The organism is Pseudogulbenkiania sp. MAI-1 (assembly GCF_000527175.1).
In the GTDB taxonomy this organism is placed as follows: domain Bacteria; phylum Pseudomonadota; class Gammaproteobacteria; order Burkholderiales; family Chromobacteriaceae; genus Pseudogulbenkiania.
In genome coordinates, this window is the sequence record NZ_AZUR01000001.1 from 1,503,588 (window position 1) to 1,518,575 (window position 14,988).

14 protein-coding genes are annotated in these 14,988 nt (G+C 66.1%); 11 read left to right on the forward strand and 3 right to left on the reverse strand.

The features are described 5' to 3' along the window. Positions 1-1,197: a methyl-accepting chemotaxis protein gene (locus tag PSEMAI1_RS0106910; protein ID WP_024302165.1), complete on the forward strand. Its 1,197-nt coding sequence runs from the start codon at positions 1-3 to the stop codon at positions 1,195-1,197. A gap of 22 nt (positions 1,198-1,219) precedes the next feature. Further along, positions 1,220-2,071: a nitrate- and nitrite sensing domain-containing protein gene (locus PSEMAI1_RS0106915; protein ID WP_024302166.1), complete on the forward strand. Its 852-nt coding sequence runs from the start codon at positions 1,220-1,222 to the stop codon at positions 2,069-2,071. Here the strand turns inward: PSEMAI1_RS0106915 and PSEMAI1_RS21715 are convergent. Then, positions 2,068-2,208, reverse strand: coding sequence for a hypothetical protein (locus PSEMAI1_RS21715; protein ID WP_156943098.1), 141 nt, complete (start codon positions 2,206-2,208; stop codon positions 2,068-2,070). The genes PSEMAI1_RS0106915 and PSEMAI1_RS21715 overlap by 4 nt on opposite strands. A 209-nt stretch (positions 2,209-2,417) precedes the next feature. Here PSEMAI1_RS21715 and PSEMAI1_RS0106925 point away from each other — a divergent pair, with 209 nt between their 5' ends. After that, the gene (locus tag PSEMAI1_RS0106925; RefSeq protein ID WP_024302167.1) at positions 2,418-2,720 is read left to right on the forward strand and encodes a hypothetical protein; all 303 of its coding nucleotides are present in this window, start codon (positions 2,418-2,420) and stop codon (positions 2,718-2,720) included. Between the two features lie 73 nt (positions 2,721-2,793). Here the strand turns inward: PSEMAI1_RS0106925 and PSEMAI1_RS0106930 are convergent, their stop codons facing one another. Beyond that, complete coding sequence (locus PSEMAI1_RS0106930; RefSeq protein ID WP_024302168.1) at positions 2,794-3,366, reverse strand: DNA-3-methyladenine glycosylase I; 573 nt, start codon at positions 3,364-3,366, stop codon at positions 2,794-2,796. A gap of 173 nt (positions 3,367-3,539) precedes the next feature. Here PSEMAI1_RS0106930 and PSEMAI1_RS0106935 point away from each other — a divergent pair, with 173 nt between their 5' ends. The 6 genes from PSEMAI1_RS0106935 to PSEMAI1_RS0106960 all read left to right on the forward strand — a co-directional run bounded on the left by PSEMAI1_RS0106935 (position 3,540) and on the right by PSEMAI1_RS0106960 (position 10,830). Next, positions 3,540-4,124, forward strand: a complete 585-nt coding sequence (locus PSEMAI1_RS0106935) for an ANTAR domain-containing response regulator (RefSeq protein ID WP_084612643.1) — start codon at positions 3,540-3,542, stop codon at positions 4,122-4,124. Between the two features lie 252 nt (positions 4,125-4,376). Beyond that, a complete protein-coding gene (locus PSEMAI1_RS0106940; RefSeq protein WP_024302170.1) occupies positions 4,377-5,657 on the forward strand; it encodes a CmpA/NrtA family ABC transporter substrate-binding protein in 1,281 nt (426 codons plus the stop codon). Positions 5,658-5,681: 24 nt separating this feature from the next. Beyond that, the gene (gene ntrB, locus PSEMAI1_RS0106945) at positions 5,682-6,596 is read left to right on the forward strand and encodes a nitrate ABC transporter permease (protein ID WP_024302171.1); all 915 of its coding nucleotides are present in this window, start codon (positions 5,682-5,684) and stop codon (positions 6,594-6,596) included. 3 nt (positions 6,597-6,599) lie between these two features. Then, on the forward strand, positions 6,600-7,391 hold the full coding sequence (locus tag PSEMAI1_RS0106950; RefSeq protein ID WP_024302172.1) for an ABC transporter ATP-binding protein: 792 nt from the start codon (positions 6,600-6,602) through the stop codon (positions 7,389-7,391). A gap of 422 nt (positions 7,392-7,813) precedes the next feature. Next, on the forward strand, positions 7,814-9,025 hold the full coding sequence (locus tag PSEMAI1_RS0106955; protein WP_024302173.1) for a NarK/NasA family nitrate transporter: 1,212 nt from the start codon (positions 7,814-7,816) through the stop codon (positions 9,023-9,025). A gap of 134 nt (positions 9,026-9,159) precedes the next feature. Then, positions 9,160-10,830, forward strand: coding sequence for a bifunctional protein-serine/threonine kinase/phosphatase (locus PSEMAI1_RS0106960; RefSeq protein WP_024302174.1), 1,671 nt, complete (start codon positions 9,160-9,162; stop codon positions 10,828-10,830). A 12-nt stretch (positions 10,831-10,842) separates the two neighbouring features. Here PSEMAI1_RS0106960 and PSEMAI1_RS0106965 read toward each other — a convergent pair whose 3' ends face one another. Further along, positions 10,843-11,733 carry a LysR family transcriptional regulator gene (locus PSEMAI1_RS0106965; RefSeq protein ID WP_024302175.1) on the reverse strand — a complete coding sequence of 297 codons (891 nt, stop codon included), beginning with the start codon at positions 11,731-11,733 and terminating at the stop codon, positions 10,843-10,845. 93 nt (positions 11,734-11,826) lie between these two features. Here PSEMAI1_RS0106965 and PSEMAI1_RS0106970 point away from each other — a divergent pair, with 93 nt between their 5' ends. Beyond that, on the forward strand, positions 11,827-12,237 hold the full coding sequence (locus tag PSEMAI1_RS0106970) for a membrane protein (RefSeq protein WP_024302176.1): 411 nt from the start codon (positions 11,827-11,829) through the stop codon (positions 12,235-12,237). A 285-nt stretch (positions 12,238-12,522) separates the two neighbouring features. Beyond that, a complete protein-coding gene (gene nirB / locus PSEMAI1_RS0106975) occupies positions 12,523-14,955 on the forward strand; it encodes a nitrite reductase large subunit NirB (RefSeq protein ID WP_024302177.1) in 2,433 nt (810 codons plus the stop codon). Positions 14,956-14,988: the final 33 nt, after the last annotated feature.

Below are 14,988 nucleotides of genomic sequence, written 5' to 3' on the forward strand. Positions count from 1 at the left end.
ATGACATGGATGCTGGCCCCGGCGGTGGGCTTGATGCACCGCTTGGCATTACGCACGAAGTTTGCCCTGGTCGGCCTGCTGCTGACGCTGCCCTTGCTGTTGCAGGCGCTGGAGAGGGAGCTGCCGGGGTGGTGGGCGGCTTGGCTGGACGCGCTGTCCTGGTCGCTGGCGGCGGGCGGGCTCTACCTGTTTGCCGCGCTGTATAGCGCCACCGCGAATACCGCGCGGGAACTGCTCCGGACTGTGCGGAAGCTGGCCGAGGGGGATCTGCTCAGCCGGGCCGCCGTGGACGGGAAGGATGAACTGGCCAAGGTGGCGATGCGGCTCAACGAGATGGCACGCGAGAACGGCCGGCTCATCACCGGCGTGCGCGGCACCGCCGAGGAAGTCGCCAGTGCGGCCTCGGAGCTGGCCGCGGCGGCCACCCGGGTGCGCGAAGGCGCGGCGGCGCAGGACACGCTGTCCGCCGTCACCGCCGGAGCGGTCGACCAGATCAAGAGCAGTGTCGAGGCGATTGCCGCGAGTGCCGACGAGACCGAAGCCATCGCCGACCGTTCCGAGGCGCTGGCGCGTGATGGTGTGGTGGTGGTCGACGCCGCCGGGGCCGAGATGACGCGCATCCGCGATTCGGTAGCGCGGCTCTCCGAGCTGGTGGGTTCGCTGGGGCAGCGTTCGGGCGAGATCGGCGGCATCGTCGAGGTGATCCGCGAGATCGCCGACCAGACCAACCTGCTCGCGCTCAACGCCGCCATCGAGGCGGCACGCGCCGGTGAGACCGGGCGCGGCTTCGCCGTGGTGGCGGACGAGGTACGCAAGCTGGCCGAGCGCACCAGCGGCGCCACCGTGCGCATCGGCGAGGTGATCGCGCTGATCCGTGGCGAGATCGATGCCGCCGTGTCGCGCATGGACGAGGGCCAGGCCCAGGCCGAGCGGGGTGTGCAGCTGGCGCGCCAGGCGGCCGAGGCACTGGATGGCATCCGCAGCGGCGCCCATTCCACACTGGAGCGGGTGCACGCCATCGCCGCCGCCACGCGCGAGCAAAGCCAGGCCAGCGTGCACGCCGGGGAAAGCATGGCCCAGATCGCCGACAAGGCGCACGTCAACAATGCCGCCAGCAGCGAGGCAGCGGCCGTGGCGGGTTATCTGGAAGAGCTGGCAACCGGCCTGCGCGGGGCTGTGCTGCGATTCAAGACCTGAACCCGATAAGGAGGGAAGCATCATGGAAGCGATCGCAAGCAGCATAGGGCTGTTGGCGGCGGCCGGCACGGCACTGGGCTGGGCCCAGGGACGTGAACGGTCTGCCCGCCGGGCCCGGCGACACCTGAGCCTCGACGCCGTGCGCCAAGGCATCGCCCTGATGACGGTGATGCAGCAGCATCGTGGTATGGCCGCCGCGCTGCTCAGCGGCGACACCGGCTTTGCCGTGCGGCTGGCCGACAAGCAAAGGGAGGTGGAGGGCAGGCTGGCCGAACTGGGCGCCTGTTTTGCTCGCGTTCCGGCCCTCGCCGCCGGCGGACGCCGGCTGGAGGCCATCCGGGCGGCGTGGACGCAGCTGTGCCAGGAGGTGAGGGGATATACGGCGGAACAGAGCTTCGCCGTCCATACCGCGCTGGTGCAGCAGGTGCTGTACCTGTTGGGCGACATCGGCGAGCGCGGCGGCTTGCTGGAGGCGCGCTCGCCGGCCGTGGCGGCGCTGGCCGAGGTGCTGCTGCTGCGCCTGCCGCTGCTGGCCGAGAGTATCGGCCAGGCCAGGGCGCTCGGCACCGGCTTCGCCGCCCAGGGCCGCTGCGGCGCCGTCGGTCGCATCCGGCTGAGTTTGCTGGAGAGGCGTATCGGCGAATGTCTGGCCGGTCTCGGTGTCGTGCTCGACAGCCCGTCGCTCGTCGCTCCCGCGCAACGCTGCCGGCAGCAGGTGTGGCACCTGTCAGCCTCGATCGAGGCCGATCTGATCGGTGTCGAGCGCATCACGCTGGCGCCGGATGCCTACTTCCGCTGCGCGACCGAGGCTATCGATGCTTGCCTGGCGCTGTGGCAGGCGGCGGAGCAGGTCACGCGGCGGGCGCTGCCCTAATCCGACGGCAGCGGGGCTTCCTCCGTGTGCGGGTCGTGGCCGGATGTTGCTGACGGTGCGCCGCTGACGCGGTTGCGCCCGCCATTCTTGACCAGGTAGAGCGCGCCGTCGGCCCGCGACAGCAGACTTCCGCCCATGATGACAATGGGGTCATCAGTATGGGTGCTGGCATATGCCGGGTTTTTGGATGAAATTCTTATTCATCATGGTGATGAGTGGTGGCAGAGCAAGGGAAGGGGATGGGGAAGGCGGCTTAACAATTGTTAGTACTTCTTAACAGCATGGGTGGACGATCGCCGTTAAGATGCCGCCGTCAACTCTCGAAATAACGCTAAGGAACATAGCCATGAACAAGAACCGTTGGATGGTCGCTTTGCTGGCCGGCAGCCTGTTGGTGACCGGTTCAGCGTATGCCATGGACAGCAACGCCGTGCTCGGCGGTGCTTTGGGTGGCGGTGCTGGCGCCGCGGTAGGTTCGGCGCTGGGCGGGCGCGAAGGGGCGGTGATCGGTGCCGCGGCCGGTGCTGCCCTCGGCACGGGCATCGCCACCCGTCCCGAACCGCGCCGTACCGTGGTGGAACATCGCTATGTCGAGGTGCACAAGCACAAGAAGTGGCATCGTCACCCCCGCCACCCACACGACGATTAATCTCGCATCGCTTGTGTCAGCAAGGCGTAACGCCGGTGTCCGGGTCTCCCCGGCCCGGCGTTTTTGTTGGGCGTCAGTCTTGCCGTTCCGGATGGCGGTAACAGCTGACCAAGTGATCGTTGACCACGCCGACGGCCTGCAGGAAGGCGTAGATCACCGTGCTGCCGACGAAGTTCATGCCGGCCTTCTTCAACTCCTTGCTGATGGCGTCGGATAAGGGCGTGGACGCCGGGCACTCGGCGAGGCTGGTCCAGCGGTTGACCACCGGCTGGCCGTCGACCTGGCGCCATAGCCAGGTGGCGAAGCTGCCGTGCCGGCGTTGCAATTCGAGGAACACCCGGGCGTTGCGGATAGCACTGTGGATCTTCAGCCGGTTGCGCACGATGGCCGGATCCTGCAGCAGCCGCTCGACGTCGGTCTCGCCCATCGCCGCGACGCGTACCGGGTCGAAACCGTGAAACGCCGCGCGGTAGCCCTCGCGCTTGCGCAGGATGGTAATCCACGACAGGCCGGCCTGGGCGCCTTCCAGCACCAGCATCTCGAACAGCTTGCGGTCGTCGTGCACCGGCACGCCCCATTCCAGGTCGTGGTAGGCCACGTAGAGCGGGTCATCGCCGCACCACGGGCAGCGCATTGCAGTATTCATGGTCATCGGCCAACCTTAAAGTAAGCTCACGTTGCGTTGCGCGTTCGTCGAACCGAATCGTTTGCCGGCTTTTGGCCTGCGACGGGTGCACGCAGATCGTGGACAGGTAGTTTGCATGGAAATAGTATCGACCCGGCATGGTGCTTGCTTCACCTTTTCTGTGCAATAGGGAGATGACAGTGCTGACGGTAATGCTGGTTAACGACGGTTCGGGCAAGGCGGCCGCGCTCAAAGAGGCGCTGACACAGGCCGGCGTGCGTGTGATCGCAGAGGTGGAGGTGTCGTTGCGGCTGGGCGAGATGATCGACAGCATCCGCCCCGACATTGTGCTGATCGACTCGGATGCACCATCGCGGGACATGCTGGAGCATGTCTGCGTCGTCAGCGCGCACAGCGAGCGTCCGGTGGTGATGTTCACCGACGACACCCGCCGCGACACCATCCGCGCCGCGCTCGCGGCCGGGGTGGCGGCCTACGTGGTGGGCGATGTGGTGCCCGAGCGCATCCAGCCCCTGCTCGAGGTGGCGATAGAGCGCTATTCACTGGACAAGGAGCGGCGCGAGGAGCTGGACGACATGCGCCAGCGGCTGGCCGACCGCCAGGTGGTGGAGAAGGCCAAGGGTCTGCTGATGCAGATGAAGGGTATCGGCGAGGACGAGGCCTACCGTCAGCTGCGCGAGCGGGCGATGAAGTCGCAGAAGAAGCTGGGCGACGTGGCGCGCGAGGTGGTGGAGCTGGCGAACTGGCTCAAAGGTTGAGCGCGCTCTGGTGCACGTTGCACGTGTGCAGTGCACAAAGATGGTGGAGATAAATAACTTTTCCTTTTAAATCATAAAATTAGCGGCTGGCACGGTAGTTGCGTATAGCGCAATCACCGGGTAAGTCGCCAATGGCGGCGGCGCTACCCAGACGGGCAACGGCGCCTGTCGACCTCGCTCCTAACCAATGGAGCGGGACGACAGGCGCTTTTTGTTTTTCGGCTGTTTTTTTCTGCAATGAGGGAGAAGGAAATGGATAACAAGCGCACATCGATCGATACCAGTTTGCCGGCCGTGCCGGAGCGTCGTGATTTTCTCAAGGGAGCACTGTCCGTCATGGGGTCCACCACCTTGCTAGCCGCCTTGCCGGCTGGTATCGCCACCAGCGCTTGGGCGGCCGGCAGCGACAAGCCGGAAAAAACCGAAGTCAGAGTCGGCTTCATCCCGCTCACCGACTGCGCCTCGGTGATTGTGGCCTCCAAGATGGGCTTCGACAAGAAATACGGCATCACCATCGTGCCGTCCAAGGAGGCGAGCTGGGCCGCGGTGCGCGATAAGCTGGTCAACGGCGAACTGGACGCCGCGCACGTGCTGTACGGGTTGATGTACGGCGTGCACCTGGGCATCGGCGGGCCGAAGAAGGACATGGCGGTGCTGATGACGCTGAACCAGAACGGCCAGGGCATCACGCTCTCCAACCAGCTCAAGGCCAAGGGCGTGACCTCCGGCGCGGCGCTCGCCAAGCTGATCAAGGCCGAACCGCGCGAATACACCTTCGCCCAGACCTTCCCCACCGGCACCCACGCCATGTGGCTCTACTACTGGCTGGCCGCGCAAGGCGTCAATCCGATGAGCGACGTCAAGACCATCGTCGTGCCTCCGCCCCAGATGGTGGCCAACATGCGTGTCGACAACATGGACGGCTATTGCGTCGGTGAACCGTGGAATGCCCGCGCCATCGCCGACAATATCGGCTTCACCGTGGCCACCACCCAGCAGATCTGGGCCGGCCACCCGGAAAAGGTGCTGGGCAGCACCGGCGACTGGGTGAAGCAGAACCCGAATACCGCGCGCGCCTTGGTGGCGGCGCTGCTGGAAGCGTCGCGCTACATCGACGACGTCAAGAACCGCGCCAGCGTGGCCAAGCTGATCTCCGACAAGGCCTATGTCAATGCGCCGGAACCGGTCATCGAGGGGCGCTTCCTGGGGTCCTACGAAGACGGCCTGGGCAAGAAATGGCAAGACCCCAACCTGATGAAGTTCTTCGACGAGGGCAAGGTCAACTTCCCGTATCTCTCCGACGGCATGTGGTTCCTGACCCAGCACAAGCGCTGGGGTCTGTTGAAGGCCGACCCGGACTACCTGGGCGTGGCCAGGCAGGTCAACCAGATTGCGCTCTACAAGGAGGCCGCGGCGCTGGCCAAGGTCGCGGTGCCTCGCTCCGACATGCGCTCGGCCAAGCTGATCGACGGCGTGGTGTGGGACGGCAAGGACCCGAAAGGCTACGCCGCTTCGTTCAAGATTCGTGCCTGAGACCAGAGCTAGGGGGAAACCATCATGCAAGCCATCAAGCATGAAGCCAGTGTCGTGACCGGCACGGAGGGCAAGACCGTGGAACACAAATTGGCGGCCCGCGCCGCGTCCAAACGCCGTTTCCCGTCGCTGGAATCGGCCGATACCTCACCCGCCGTGCGCTTTCTGGTGCAGGCGATCAAGACCGTGGTGCCGCCGTTGCTGGGTCTGGCGCTGCTGGTGCTGGTCTGGTCCGTGGTTGCCAAATCGAGTGGCGGCCTGCCGGGTCCGGCGAGCACCTGGGAGTCGGCCAAGCTGCTGTTCGCCGACCCGTTCTACCAGAACGGGCCGAACGACCAGGGCGTGGGCTGGAACATTCTCAACTCGCTCGGGCGCGTCGGTGTCGGCTTCGGCCTGGCGGCGCTGGTGGGCATTCCCGCCGGCTTCATCCTCGGCCGCTTCGCCTTCGTCTCGGCGATGTTCGCGCCGGTGATCAGCCTGCTGCGCCCGGTATCGCCGCTGGCCTGGCTGCCGATCGGTCTCCTGGTGTTCAAGGCCGCGAGCCCGGCCTCGATCTGGGTGATCTTCATCTCCAGCGTGTGGCCGATGATCCTCAACACCGCCGCCGGGGTGCGCGCAGTGCCGCAGGATTACCTCAACGTGGCGCGCGTGCTGCGGCTCTCGGAGTTCAAGGTGTTCACCACCATCCTGTTCCCGTCGGTGCTGCCGCACGTGCTGACCGGGGTGCGCCTGTCGATCGGCGTAGCCTGGCTGGTGATCGTGGCGGCCGAGATGCTGACCGGTGGTGTAGGCATCGGCTTCTGGGTGTGGGACGAGTGGAACAACCTCAACGTCGAGCACATCATCATCGCCATCTTCATCGTCGGGCTGGTCGGGCTCTTGCTGGAGCAGGCGCTGATCCTGCTGGCCCGCCGCTTCAGCTTCGGTCAGGGAGTGTAAGCCATGGAAAAATTCGTCGAATTGCAGGGCGTGGGCAAGAGCTTCGATAGCCGCAAGGGCCGGTTCGTGGCGCTGCGCGACGTCAACCTGACCATCCGCCAAGGCGAGTTCGTGTCGCTGATCGGCCACTCCGGCTGCGGCAAGTCCACCGTGCTCAACATCGTCGCCGGGCTGTACGATCCGAACGCCGGTTTTGCGCTGTGTGGTGGGCGCGAGATCGACGGGCCGGGGCCGGAGCGGGCGGTGGTGTTCCAGAACCACAGCCTGCTGCCGTGGCTGACCTGTTACGGCAACATCTACCTTGCCGTGGAAAAGGTGTTCGGCCAGCGCGAGAACAAGTCCCAGCTCAAGGCGCGCTGCGAGGCGGCGCTGGCGCTGGTCAACCTGAGTCACGCCAGCGACAAGTACCCGCACGAGGTGTCGGGCGGCATGAAGCAGCGCGTCGGCATCGCCCGTGCGCTGGCGATGGAGCCCAAGGTGCTGCTGATGGACGAGCCGTTCGGCGCGCTCGACGCCTTGACCCGTGCCAACCTGCAGGACGAGTTGGTGAAGATCGTCGAGGCCACCCAGGCCACCGTGGTGATGGTGACGCACGACGTGGACGAGGCGGTGCTGTTGTCCGACCGCATCGTGATGATGACCAACGGCCCGGCCGCCACCGTGGGCGAGATCCTCGAGGTGGACCTGCCGCGCCCGCGCGACCGGCTGGCGCTGGCCAACGACAGCGCCTACCACGGCTACCGCAGCGCAGTGCTGGAGTTTTTGTATCAGAAGCATCTGCGACCGGCAGCGTGAATCCAAGGCCGTAGTACCTGCTGAAACAGGTTCTATCTATGTGGTGGTAACGCGAGGCGGGGAAGACGAGAGTCTTCCCCGCTTTTTTCATGCTCCGGACGGGGCGATGTTCCCGGCTGGTGCATCGGCGCACTTGTGCAGTGCGCCAGCGCTGGACACCAGGCGGAATGAGACCGTCCAGGCCCTCCTGGGACGGCTGACAGGGCTGGCACGTTAGTTGCTAGATCAATCTCGAACAATTCAGCTCCGGCAAGCCAGGCCAACGGAGGCCAGGCCAGCCGGGGAGCAGGGAAGGACCGATGCGGGTCTTTCGCCTGGCACGGACAACGGCGTCCGCTACCCGCAGTGAACACTGCGCGGCAGCGGGCGCTTTTTTTTGGGGTCGCGGTGGCAGCTTCGCACCGATAACGGGAGTAAGGTACATGAACAAGAGTTTCTGGAAGGCCGGCCATTGGCCCACATTGCTGGCCGCGTTTCTCTACTTCGATTTGAGCTTCATGGTCTGGTACATCCTCGGACCGTTGGCGATCCAGATCGCCGACGACCTGGCGCTCTCCGCGCAGCAGCGCGGCATGATGGTGGCCACGCCGATCCTGGCGGGTGCGGTGCTGCGCTTCGGCATCGGCGTGATGGTGGACCGCCTGTCGCCCAAGACCGCCGGCATCATCGGCCAAGTCGTGGTGATCGCCGCGCTCGGCGTGGCCTGGCATTTCGGCATCCACTCCTTCCACCAGGCGCTGCTGCTGGGGCTGTTCCTCGGCGTGGCCGGCGCCTCGTTCGCGGTATCGCTGCCGCTGGCCTCGCAGTGGTACCCGCCGGAGCATCAGGGCAAGGCGATGGGCATCGCCGGTGCCGGCAACTCCGGCACGGTGTTCGCCGCCTTGCTGGCGCCGGGCCTGGCCGCCGCTTTCGGCTGGGAGAACGTGTTCGGCTTCGCGCTGATCCCGCTGTCCATCGTGTTCGTGGTGTTCTGTCTGGTGGCCAAGAACGCCCCGCAGCGTCCGGCTCCCAAGGCGCTGGCCGACTACCTCAAGGTGCTGGGCGACAAGGATAGCTGGTGGTTCATGTTCTTCTACTGCATGACCTTCGGCGGCTTCGTCGGCCTGGCCGGCGCCTTGCCGGGCTACTTCCACGACCAGTACGGCCTGAACGCCGTGACCGCCGGCTATTACACCGCCGCCTGCGTGTTCGCCGGTTCGATGATGCGCCCGCTGGGCGGCGCGCTGGCCGACCGCATCGGCGGCATCCGCACCCTGCTGGTGATGTACACCATCGCCGCGGCGCTGCTGGGCGTGGTCGGCTTCAACCTGCCGCAGGCCTACGCCGCGCTGGCCCTGTTCATCGGAGCCATGCTGGCCCTCGGTTGCGGCAACGGCGCGGTGTTCCAGCTGGTGCCGCAGCGCTTCCGCAAGGAGATCGGCGTGATGACCGGCCTGGTCGGCATGGCCGGCGGCATCGGCGGCTTCCTGCTGGCGGCGGGCCTGGGCTTCGTCAAGCAGACCACCGGCAACTACCAGATCGGGCTGTGGCTGTTCGCCAGCCTGGGCCTGTTGGCCTGGTTCGGCCTGCACAGCGTGAAGCTGCGCTGGCGTACCACCTGGGGCTCGGCCAACGCCACCTCGGCACGGGTGTAAGAAGGGGTTACGATCTGGCCCGAAGGGGCGCAGGGGGAGGGGTGGAGCACCGTCCATCCCTCTTGCCCCCTCAACCGCGCATGAGCCCCGGACCGGGGCTCGTCGCACATGCTAAACCGGTTCCAGGAGAGATCATGGCGCTTGCCCTGACCGTCGGCCACGCCACCCACACCGGCCCCAAGCCGCGCAACGAGGACGCCCTGGCCTGCGTGACGCCGGAAGCCGAGCTGCTCACCAGCAAAGGGGCGCTGTTCGTGCTGTCCGACGGGGTGTCGAGCTGCGCCGACGGCAAGCTCGCCGCCCAGTCCAGCGTGCGCGCGGTGGCGGCGGACTACTACGCCACGCCGGAAACCTGGGAGGTCGGCACCGCGCTCGACCGCCTGCTGACCGCGCACAACCGCTGGCTGCGCTCGCAAGGCAAGACGCTGGTGGCGACGCTGACCGCGCTGGTGCTGCGCGGGCGGCGCTTTACCGTGGCACACGTCGGCGACAGCCGGCTGTACCGGCTCACCGGTGGCCGGCTGTTCTGCCTCACCACCGACCATGTCTGGGACGAGCCCTCGATGCGCCACGTGCTCAAGCGCGCCATGGGGCTCGACGAACACGTCATGGCGGACTTCCTCGACGGCGACGTGGCCGAGGGCGACGTGTTCCTGCTGGTCAGCGATGGCGTGTGGGGACCGTTGGGCGACAAGCGCCTGGACGAAGTGCTGCGGCTGCACGTCGACCCACAGCGCGCGGCCCAGGTGCTGGTGGACGAGGCCATCGCCGCCGGCACCAACGACAACCTGTCGGCCATCGTGCTGCGCGTCGACGACCTGCCTTCGGCCAACCTCGGCGACGAGTTGGCGCGTGGCGCCTTTCAGTCGCTGCCGCCGCGCCTCAAGCCGGGACAGGAGTTCGACGGCCTGACCGTGGAAGCAGTACTGAACGACGCGCCGTCCGGGCTCGCCTACCGCGTGCTCGACGCGACCGGGCGGCGCTGGGTGATGAAGACGCTGCCGCCGACGCTGGCGGGCGACAGCCAGGCCGAGCAGGCGCTGCTGGTGGAGGAATGGCTGCAGAAACGCCTGACTGCGCATTACTTCGCCGAGGTCAAGCCGCTGCCGGCGCGCCAGCACCTCTACTACCTGCTGCGCTGGTACAACGGCGAAAACTTGGCCGAGAGACGCCGGCGCGAGGGTGGCAGCATCAGCCCGAGCGAAGTGGTGAAGATCGGCCTCAGGCTGACGCGCGCGCTGGCGGCGCTGCACCGGCTCAACATCCTGCACCGCGACGTCAAGCCGGAAAATGTCCATATCGACCACGACGACAAGTTGCGCTTGCTGGACCTGGGCGTGGCGTACTGCCCGGGGCTGACTGTCGACAAGGACGGGGCGATGCCGGGCACGCCGAGCTACATGGCGCCGGAACTGTTCGATGGCGCTTTTGCCAGCGTGCAGACCGATCTCTACGCCGCCGGCGTGACGCTCTATTGGCTCTTGACCGGGCACTACCCCTACGGCGAGGTGGAGCCGTTCCAGCACCCGCGTTTCGGCGCCCCCGACCTGCCGACGCGCTACCGTCCTGATCTGCCGCTGTGGCTGGAGAACGTGCTGCTCAAGGCGGTGGAGCGCGACCCGGCGCGCCGCTTCGAAACCGCCGAAGAGCTGCAGCTCGCGCTGGAAAAGGGTGACGCGCAGCCGATTGCCGTGCGCCGCCGCGTGCCCTGGGCCGAGCGTGCTCCGCTCAAGCTGTGGCGTACCATCGCCCTGGTGTCGCTGCTGCTCAACCTGGTGCTGGTGTACCTGCTGCTGGTGTTGTGAGCGGGGGGCGGCTCAGACCGCCGTGGCGGGTAGGGCGGCCGACGTGCCCAGCTCGCGGCAGAACAATTCCGCCAGCCGCCGGGTCAGAGGGTCGCCGTCGCCGTTTTGCCGGTAGACGCCAACCGGCATGCCGGACAACGGCGGCAGGCTGCCGTCGTTGACGCAGCGGCTGTGGGCGGGTGGTGTGTCCGCCAGCATCGCCGCCACCCCCAGGCCGGCCTCCACCGCCGCCTGGATGGCGGGCAGGCTGGCGCTTTCGAACACGATATGCCACGGCTGGCCGGCCCGGTTCAGGGTCGCCAGCGTCTGTTCGCGCCACGAGCAGGGGGCGCTGAAAATCACCAGCGGCAAGGAGGTGGACGTCGTCAGTGCCTTGCCGCGTGCGGCAAACCAGGCCAGGGGGCACAGGAACTGGGCGTCCGGCTTCGGCAACAGGCCGCTGTCGGCGAGCGGCGAGCTGACCATTACGTCGAGCTCGCCGGCCTTCATGGCGGCAAACAGCTCCGCCTTGAGCCCCACCGTGACCGACAGGCGCAGCCCCGGATGCACGCTGGCGAAGTCCGCCAGCACGCGCGGCAGCCGGGTGCCGACGAAATCCTCCATGATGCCGATGCGGCGGTGCTGCTCGCTGGCCGGCAGGCCGCCCAAGCCGGGCACCAGTTGGTCGGTCAGTGTCAGCAGGCGCTCGGCGTAGGGCAGCAGGGCTTCGCCGGCCCCGGTCAGCCGGATGCCGCGTGGCGAACGCTCCAGCAGGGGCTGACCCAGCTGCTGCTCCAGTTTGCGGATCTGCAGGCTGACGGTGGGCTGGGTGCGTTGCAGCAAGGTAGCGGCCCGGTTGATGCTGCCGTTGCGCACCACGCTGACGAAGGCGCGCAGCAGCGCGGTATCCAGGTCCATTGCCATAAACATTCCTTATAACTGGCATAGTAAACGACAGTCTACCTATATCCGGAGCGAGCCGATAGCATGGAGGCATCCACTTTTAGGGAGTCCATCATGTATCTGTCTGCCTTGCTGCTGGCGGTTGCCGGCTCGGTGATCTACCACTTGTCGCTCAAGCACGTGCCGCAAGGGGTGAATCCATTCCTGACCCTGGCCGTCAGCTACGGCCTGGCCATGCTGCTGTGCCTCGTCGGCATGCTGTTCAGCCCCGGCAGCCGCAGCCTGCTGGCAGTGAACTGGAGCAGCAGTGGCGTCGCGCTCGGCATTCTGGGCATCGAACTGGGGTTCCTGCTGGCCTACCGCACCGGCTGGCAGATGGGGGTGGCGTCGCTCAGCGCCAACGTGATCAGCACGCTGGTGTTGCTGCCGCTGGGTTTCCTGCTGTTTCGCGAGCAGCCGTCGTTGCTTCGTCTGGGCGGGGCCATGGTGAGTCTCACCGGTTTGTGGCTGATGGTGCAGAAGTAATGTCCATGGGCACCATGCACGGTCTTGGTGCGTTTTGTGCACTGCAAACTGCGGGAGAACCGTCCAAACCAGCCGTAAACCGCATCGGAAGGGCCGAAAACGGCTGGCACGGTGCTTGCTTGTAATGCTGCAGACAATAGTTGCCCAGTTTGCCAATGGCGGTGAAGCGGGCAGGGACAAAGAGGTCCGTTCTTCGTGGGGTTATCCATGGGAGCGGACTTTATTTATTTGGTCTCGCTGCGGCAATGGTGAATGCGGCGTAGCCACGATGCTAAGGAGATCCCGATGAACAAACCGAAACTCGTCATGGTAGGCAACGGCATGGCCGGCGTGCGCACGCTGGAAGAACTGCTCAAGCTGATGCCCGACTTCTACGACATCACCGTGTTCGGTGCCGAGCCGCACCCCAACTACAACCGCATCCTGCTCTCGCCGGTGCTGTCGGGTGAACAGACGCTCAAGGAAATCATGCTCAACGAAGTGGAGTGGTACGCCGAGAACGGCATCACCCTGCACATGGGCAAGGAAATCACCGAGATCGACCGTATCAAGCGCGTGGTGCGCGCCGCCGACGGCACCGAAGCACCGTATGACCGCCTGCTGCTCGCCACCGGCTCCAACCCCTTCATCCTGCCGGTGCCGGGTAAGGATCTCGACGGCGTGGTGACCTTCCGCGACATCCGCGACGTCAACCTGATGATCGAGGCCAGCCAGAAGTACAAGAAGGCCGTGGTGATCGGTGGCGGCCTGCTGGGTCTGGAAGCCGCCAACGGCCTGATGGCGCGCGGCATGGACGTGAGCGTGGTGCATCTGGGCGAATGGCTGCTCGAGCGCCAGCTCGACCGCACCGCCGCCAAGCTGCTGCAGCAGAGCCTGGAAGACCGCGGCATCGCTTTCCACCTGCAGAAGCAGACCGCCGCGCTGCTCGACAACGGTTCCGGCCGTGTCGGCGGCCTGCGCTTCGCCGACGGCGAGGAAATCCCGGCCGACCTGGTGGTGATGGCCGTCGGCATCCGCCCGAACTACGAACTGGCCGAAAAATCCGGCCTGTACTGTAACCGCGGCGTGGTGGTGAACGACACCATGCAGACCTACGACCCGCGCGTCTACGCCGTGGGCGAATGTGTCAGCCACCGTGGCGTGGCCTACGGCCTGGTCGCCCCGCTGTTCGACATGGCCAAGGTCGCCGCCAACCACCTGGCGCACTACGGCATCGGCCGCTACGTGCCGGCCGCCACCTCGACCAAGCTCAAGGTCACCGGCATCGACCTGTTCTCCGCCGGCGACTTCATGGGTAGCGACAACACCGAGGCGATCACCCTGTCCGACCCGATGGGCGGCATCTACAAGAAACTGGTGATCAAGGACAACAAGCTGGTCGGCGCCTGCCTGTACGGCGACACCGCCGACGGCGCCTGGTACTTCCGCCTGATCCGCGAAGGCAAGTCGGTGGCCGAGATGCGCGACGTGCTGATGCTGGGCGAGGGTGGTCAGGGCGACGTCGGCCACTCCGGTCAGAGCAAGGTCGTCGGCATGCCGGACGATGCCGAAGTGTGCGGCTGTAACGGCGTGTGCAAGGGCACCATCGTCAAGGCGATCCAGGAGAAGGGCCTCTTTACCGTCGACGAGATCAAGAAGCACACCAAGGCCGCCAGCTCCTGCGGCTCGTGTACCGGCCTGGTCGAGCAGATCCTGATTAACTGCGTCGGCGGCGCCGCCGACGTCAAGCCCAAGTCCGAGAAGCCGGTGTGCGGCTGTACCGACCACAACCACGGCGCGGTGCGCAAGGTGATCCGCGAACAGCACCTGACCAGCCTGCGCCAGGTGATGGACTTCCTCGAATGGCGCACTCCCGACGGCTGCGCCACCTGCCGCCCGGCACTGAACTACTACCTGATCTCGACCTGGCCGGGCGAGGCGAAGGACGATCCGCAATCGCGCTTCATCAACGAGCGCGTGCACGCCAACATCCAGAAGGACGGCACCTACTCGGTGATCCCGCGCATGTGGGGCGGCGTGACCAATGCCGCCGAACTGCGCCGCATCGCCGACGTGGCCGACAAGTACGCCATCCCGATGGTGAAAGTCACCGGCGGCCAGCGCATCGACCTGTTGGGCGTGAAGAAGGAAGACCTGCCCAAGGTCTGGGCCGACCTCGACATGCCGTCCGGCCACGCCTACGGCAAGAGCCTGCGTACCGTGAAGACCTGCGTCGGCTCCGAGTTCTGCCGCTTCGGCACGCAGGATTCCACCCAGATGGGCATCGACCTGGAAAAGGACCTGACCGGCATGTGGAGCCCGGCCAAGGTCAAGCTGGCGGTTTCCGGCTGTCCGCGCAACTGCGCCGAATCGGGCATCAAGGATGTCGGCATCATCGGCGTTGACTCCGGCTGGGAGCTCTACATCGGCGGCAACGGCGGCATCAAGACCGAGGTGGCCGAGTTCCTCGCCAAGGTGAAGACCCGTGAAGAAGTGCTGGAACTGACCGGCGCCTTCCTGCAGCTCTACCGCGAGGAGGCGTTCTACCTCGAGCGCACCGTGCACTACCTGCACCGCGTCGGCCTAGACTTCATCAAGGCCCAGGTGGTCGACAACCTCGAGAACCGCAAGGCACTGTACGAGCGGCTGCGCTTCGCCCTGTCCTTCGAGAAGGACCCGTGGACCGAGCGCGTCAAGGAAGGTGTCGCCCGTCACGAATTCGAACCGCTCACCGTGTAATTCCAGACTGCGGCGGGAGCGAGCTGTCAGCAC

Excerpts from the sequence above, each read along its gene's own strand:
- PSEMAI1_RS0106925 (WP_024302167.1), top strand. The coding sequence starts at position 2,418 with ATGAACAAGAACCGTTGGATGGTCGCTTTGCTGGCCGGCAGCCTGTTG.
- nirB (WP_024302177.1), top strand. The coding sequence starts at position 12,523 with ATGAACAAACCGAAACTCGTCATGGTAGGCAACGGCATGGCCGGCGTG.
- PSEMAI1_RS0106970 (WP_024302176.1), top strand. The coding sequence starts at position 11,827 with ATGTATCTGTCTGCCTTGCTGCTGGCGGTTGCCGGCTCGGTGATCTAC.
- PSEMAI1_RS0106965 (WP_024302175.1), bottom strand. The coding sequence starts at position 11,733 with ATGGCAATGGACCTGGATACCGCGCTGCTGCGCGCCTTCGTCAGCGTG.
- PSEMAI1_RS0106940 (WP_024302170.1), top strand. The coding sequence starts at position 4,377 with ATGGATAACAAGCGCACATCGATCGATACCAGTTTGCCGGCCGTGCCG.
- PSEMAI1_RS21715 (WP_156943098.1), bottom strand. The coding sequence starts at position 2,208 with ATGGGCGGAAGTCTGCTGTCGCGGGCCGACGGCGCGCTCTACCTGGTC.
- PSEMAI1_RS0106930 (WP_024302168.1), bottom strand. The coding sequence starts at position 3,366 with ATGAATACTGCAATGCGCTGCCCGTGGTGCGGCGATGACCCGCTCTAC.
- PSEMAI1_RS0106950 (WP_024302172.1), top strand. The coding sequence starts at position 6,600 with ATGGAAAAATTCGTCGAATTGCAGGGCGTGGGCAAGAGCTTCGATAGC.
- PSEMAI1_RS0106955 (WP_024302173.1), top strand. The coding sequence starts at position 7,814 with ATGAACAAGAGTTTCTGGAAGGCCGGCCATTGGCCCACATTGCTGGCC.
- PSEMAI1_RS0106935 (WP_084612643.1), top strand. The coding sequence starts at position 3,540 with ATGACAGTGCTGACGGTAATGCTGGTTAACGACGGTTCGGGCAAGGCG.
- ntrB (WP_024302171.1), top strand. The coding sequence starts at position 5,682 with ATGCAAGCCATCAAGCATGAAGCCAGTGTCGTGACCGGCACGGAGGGC.
- PSEMAI1_RS0106960 (WP_024302174.1), top strand. The coding sequence starts at position 9,160 with ATGGCGCTTGCCCTGACCGTCGGCCACGCCACCCACACCGGCCCCAAG.
- PSEMAI1_RS0106915 (WP_024302166.1), top strand. The coding sequence starts at position 1,220 with ATGGAAGCGATCGCAAGCAGCATAGGGCTGTTGGCGGCGGCCGGCACG.
- PSEMAI1_RS0106910 (WP_024302165.1), top strand. The coding sequence starts at position 1 with ATGACATGGATGCTGGCCCCGGCGGTGGGCTTGATGCACCGCTTGGCA.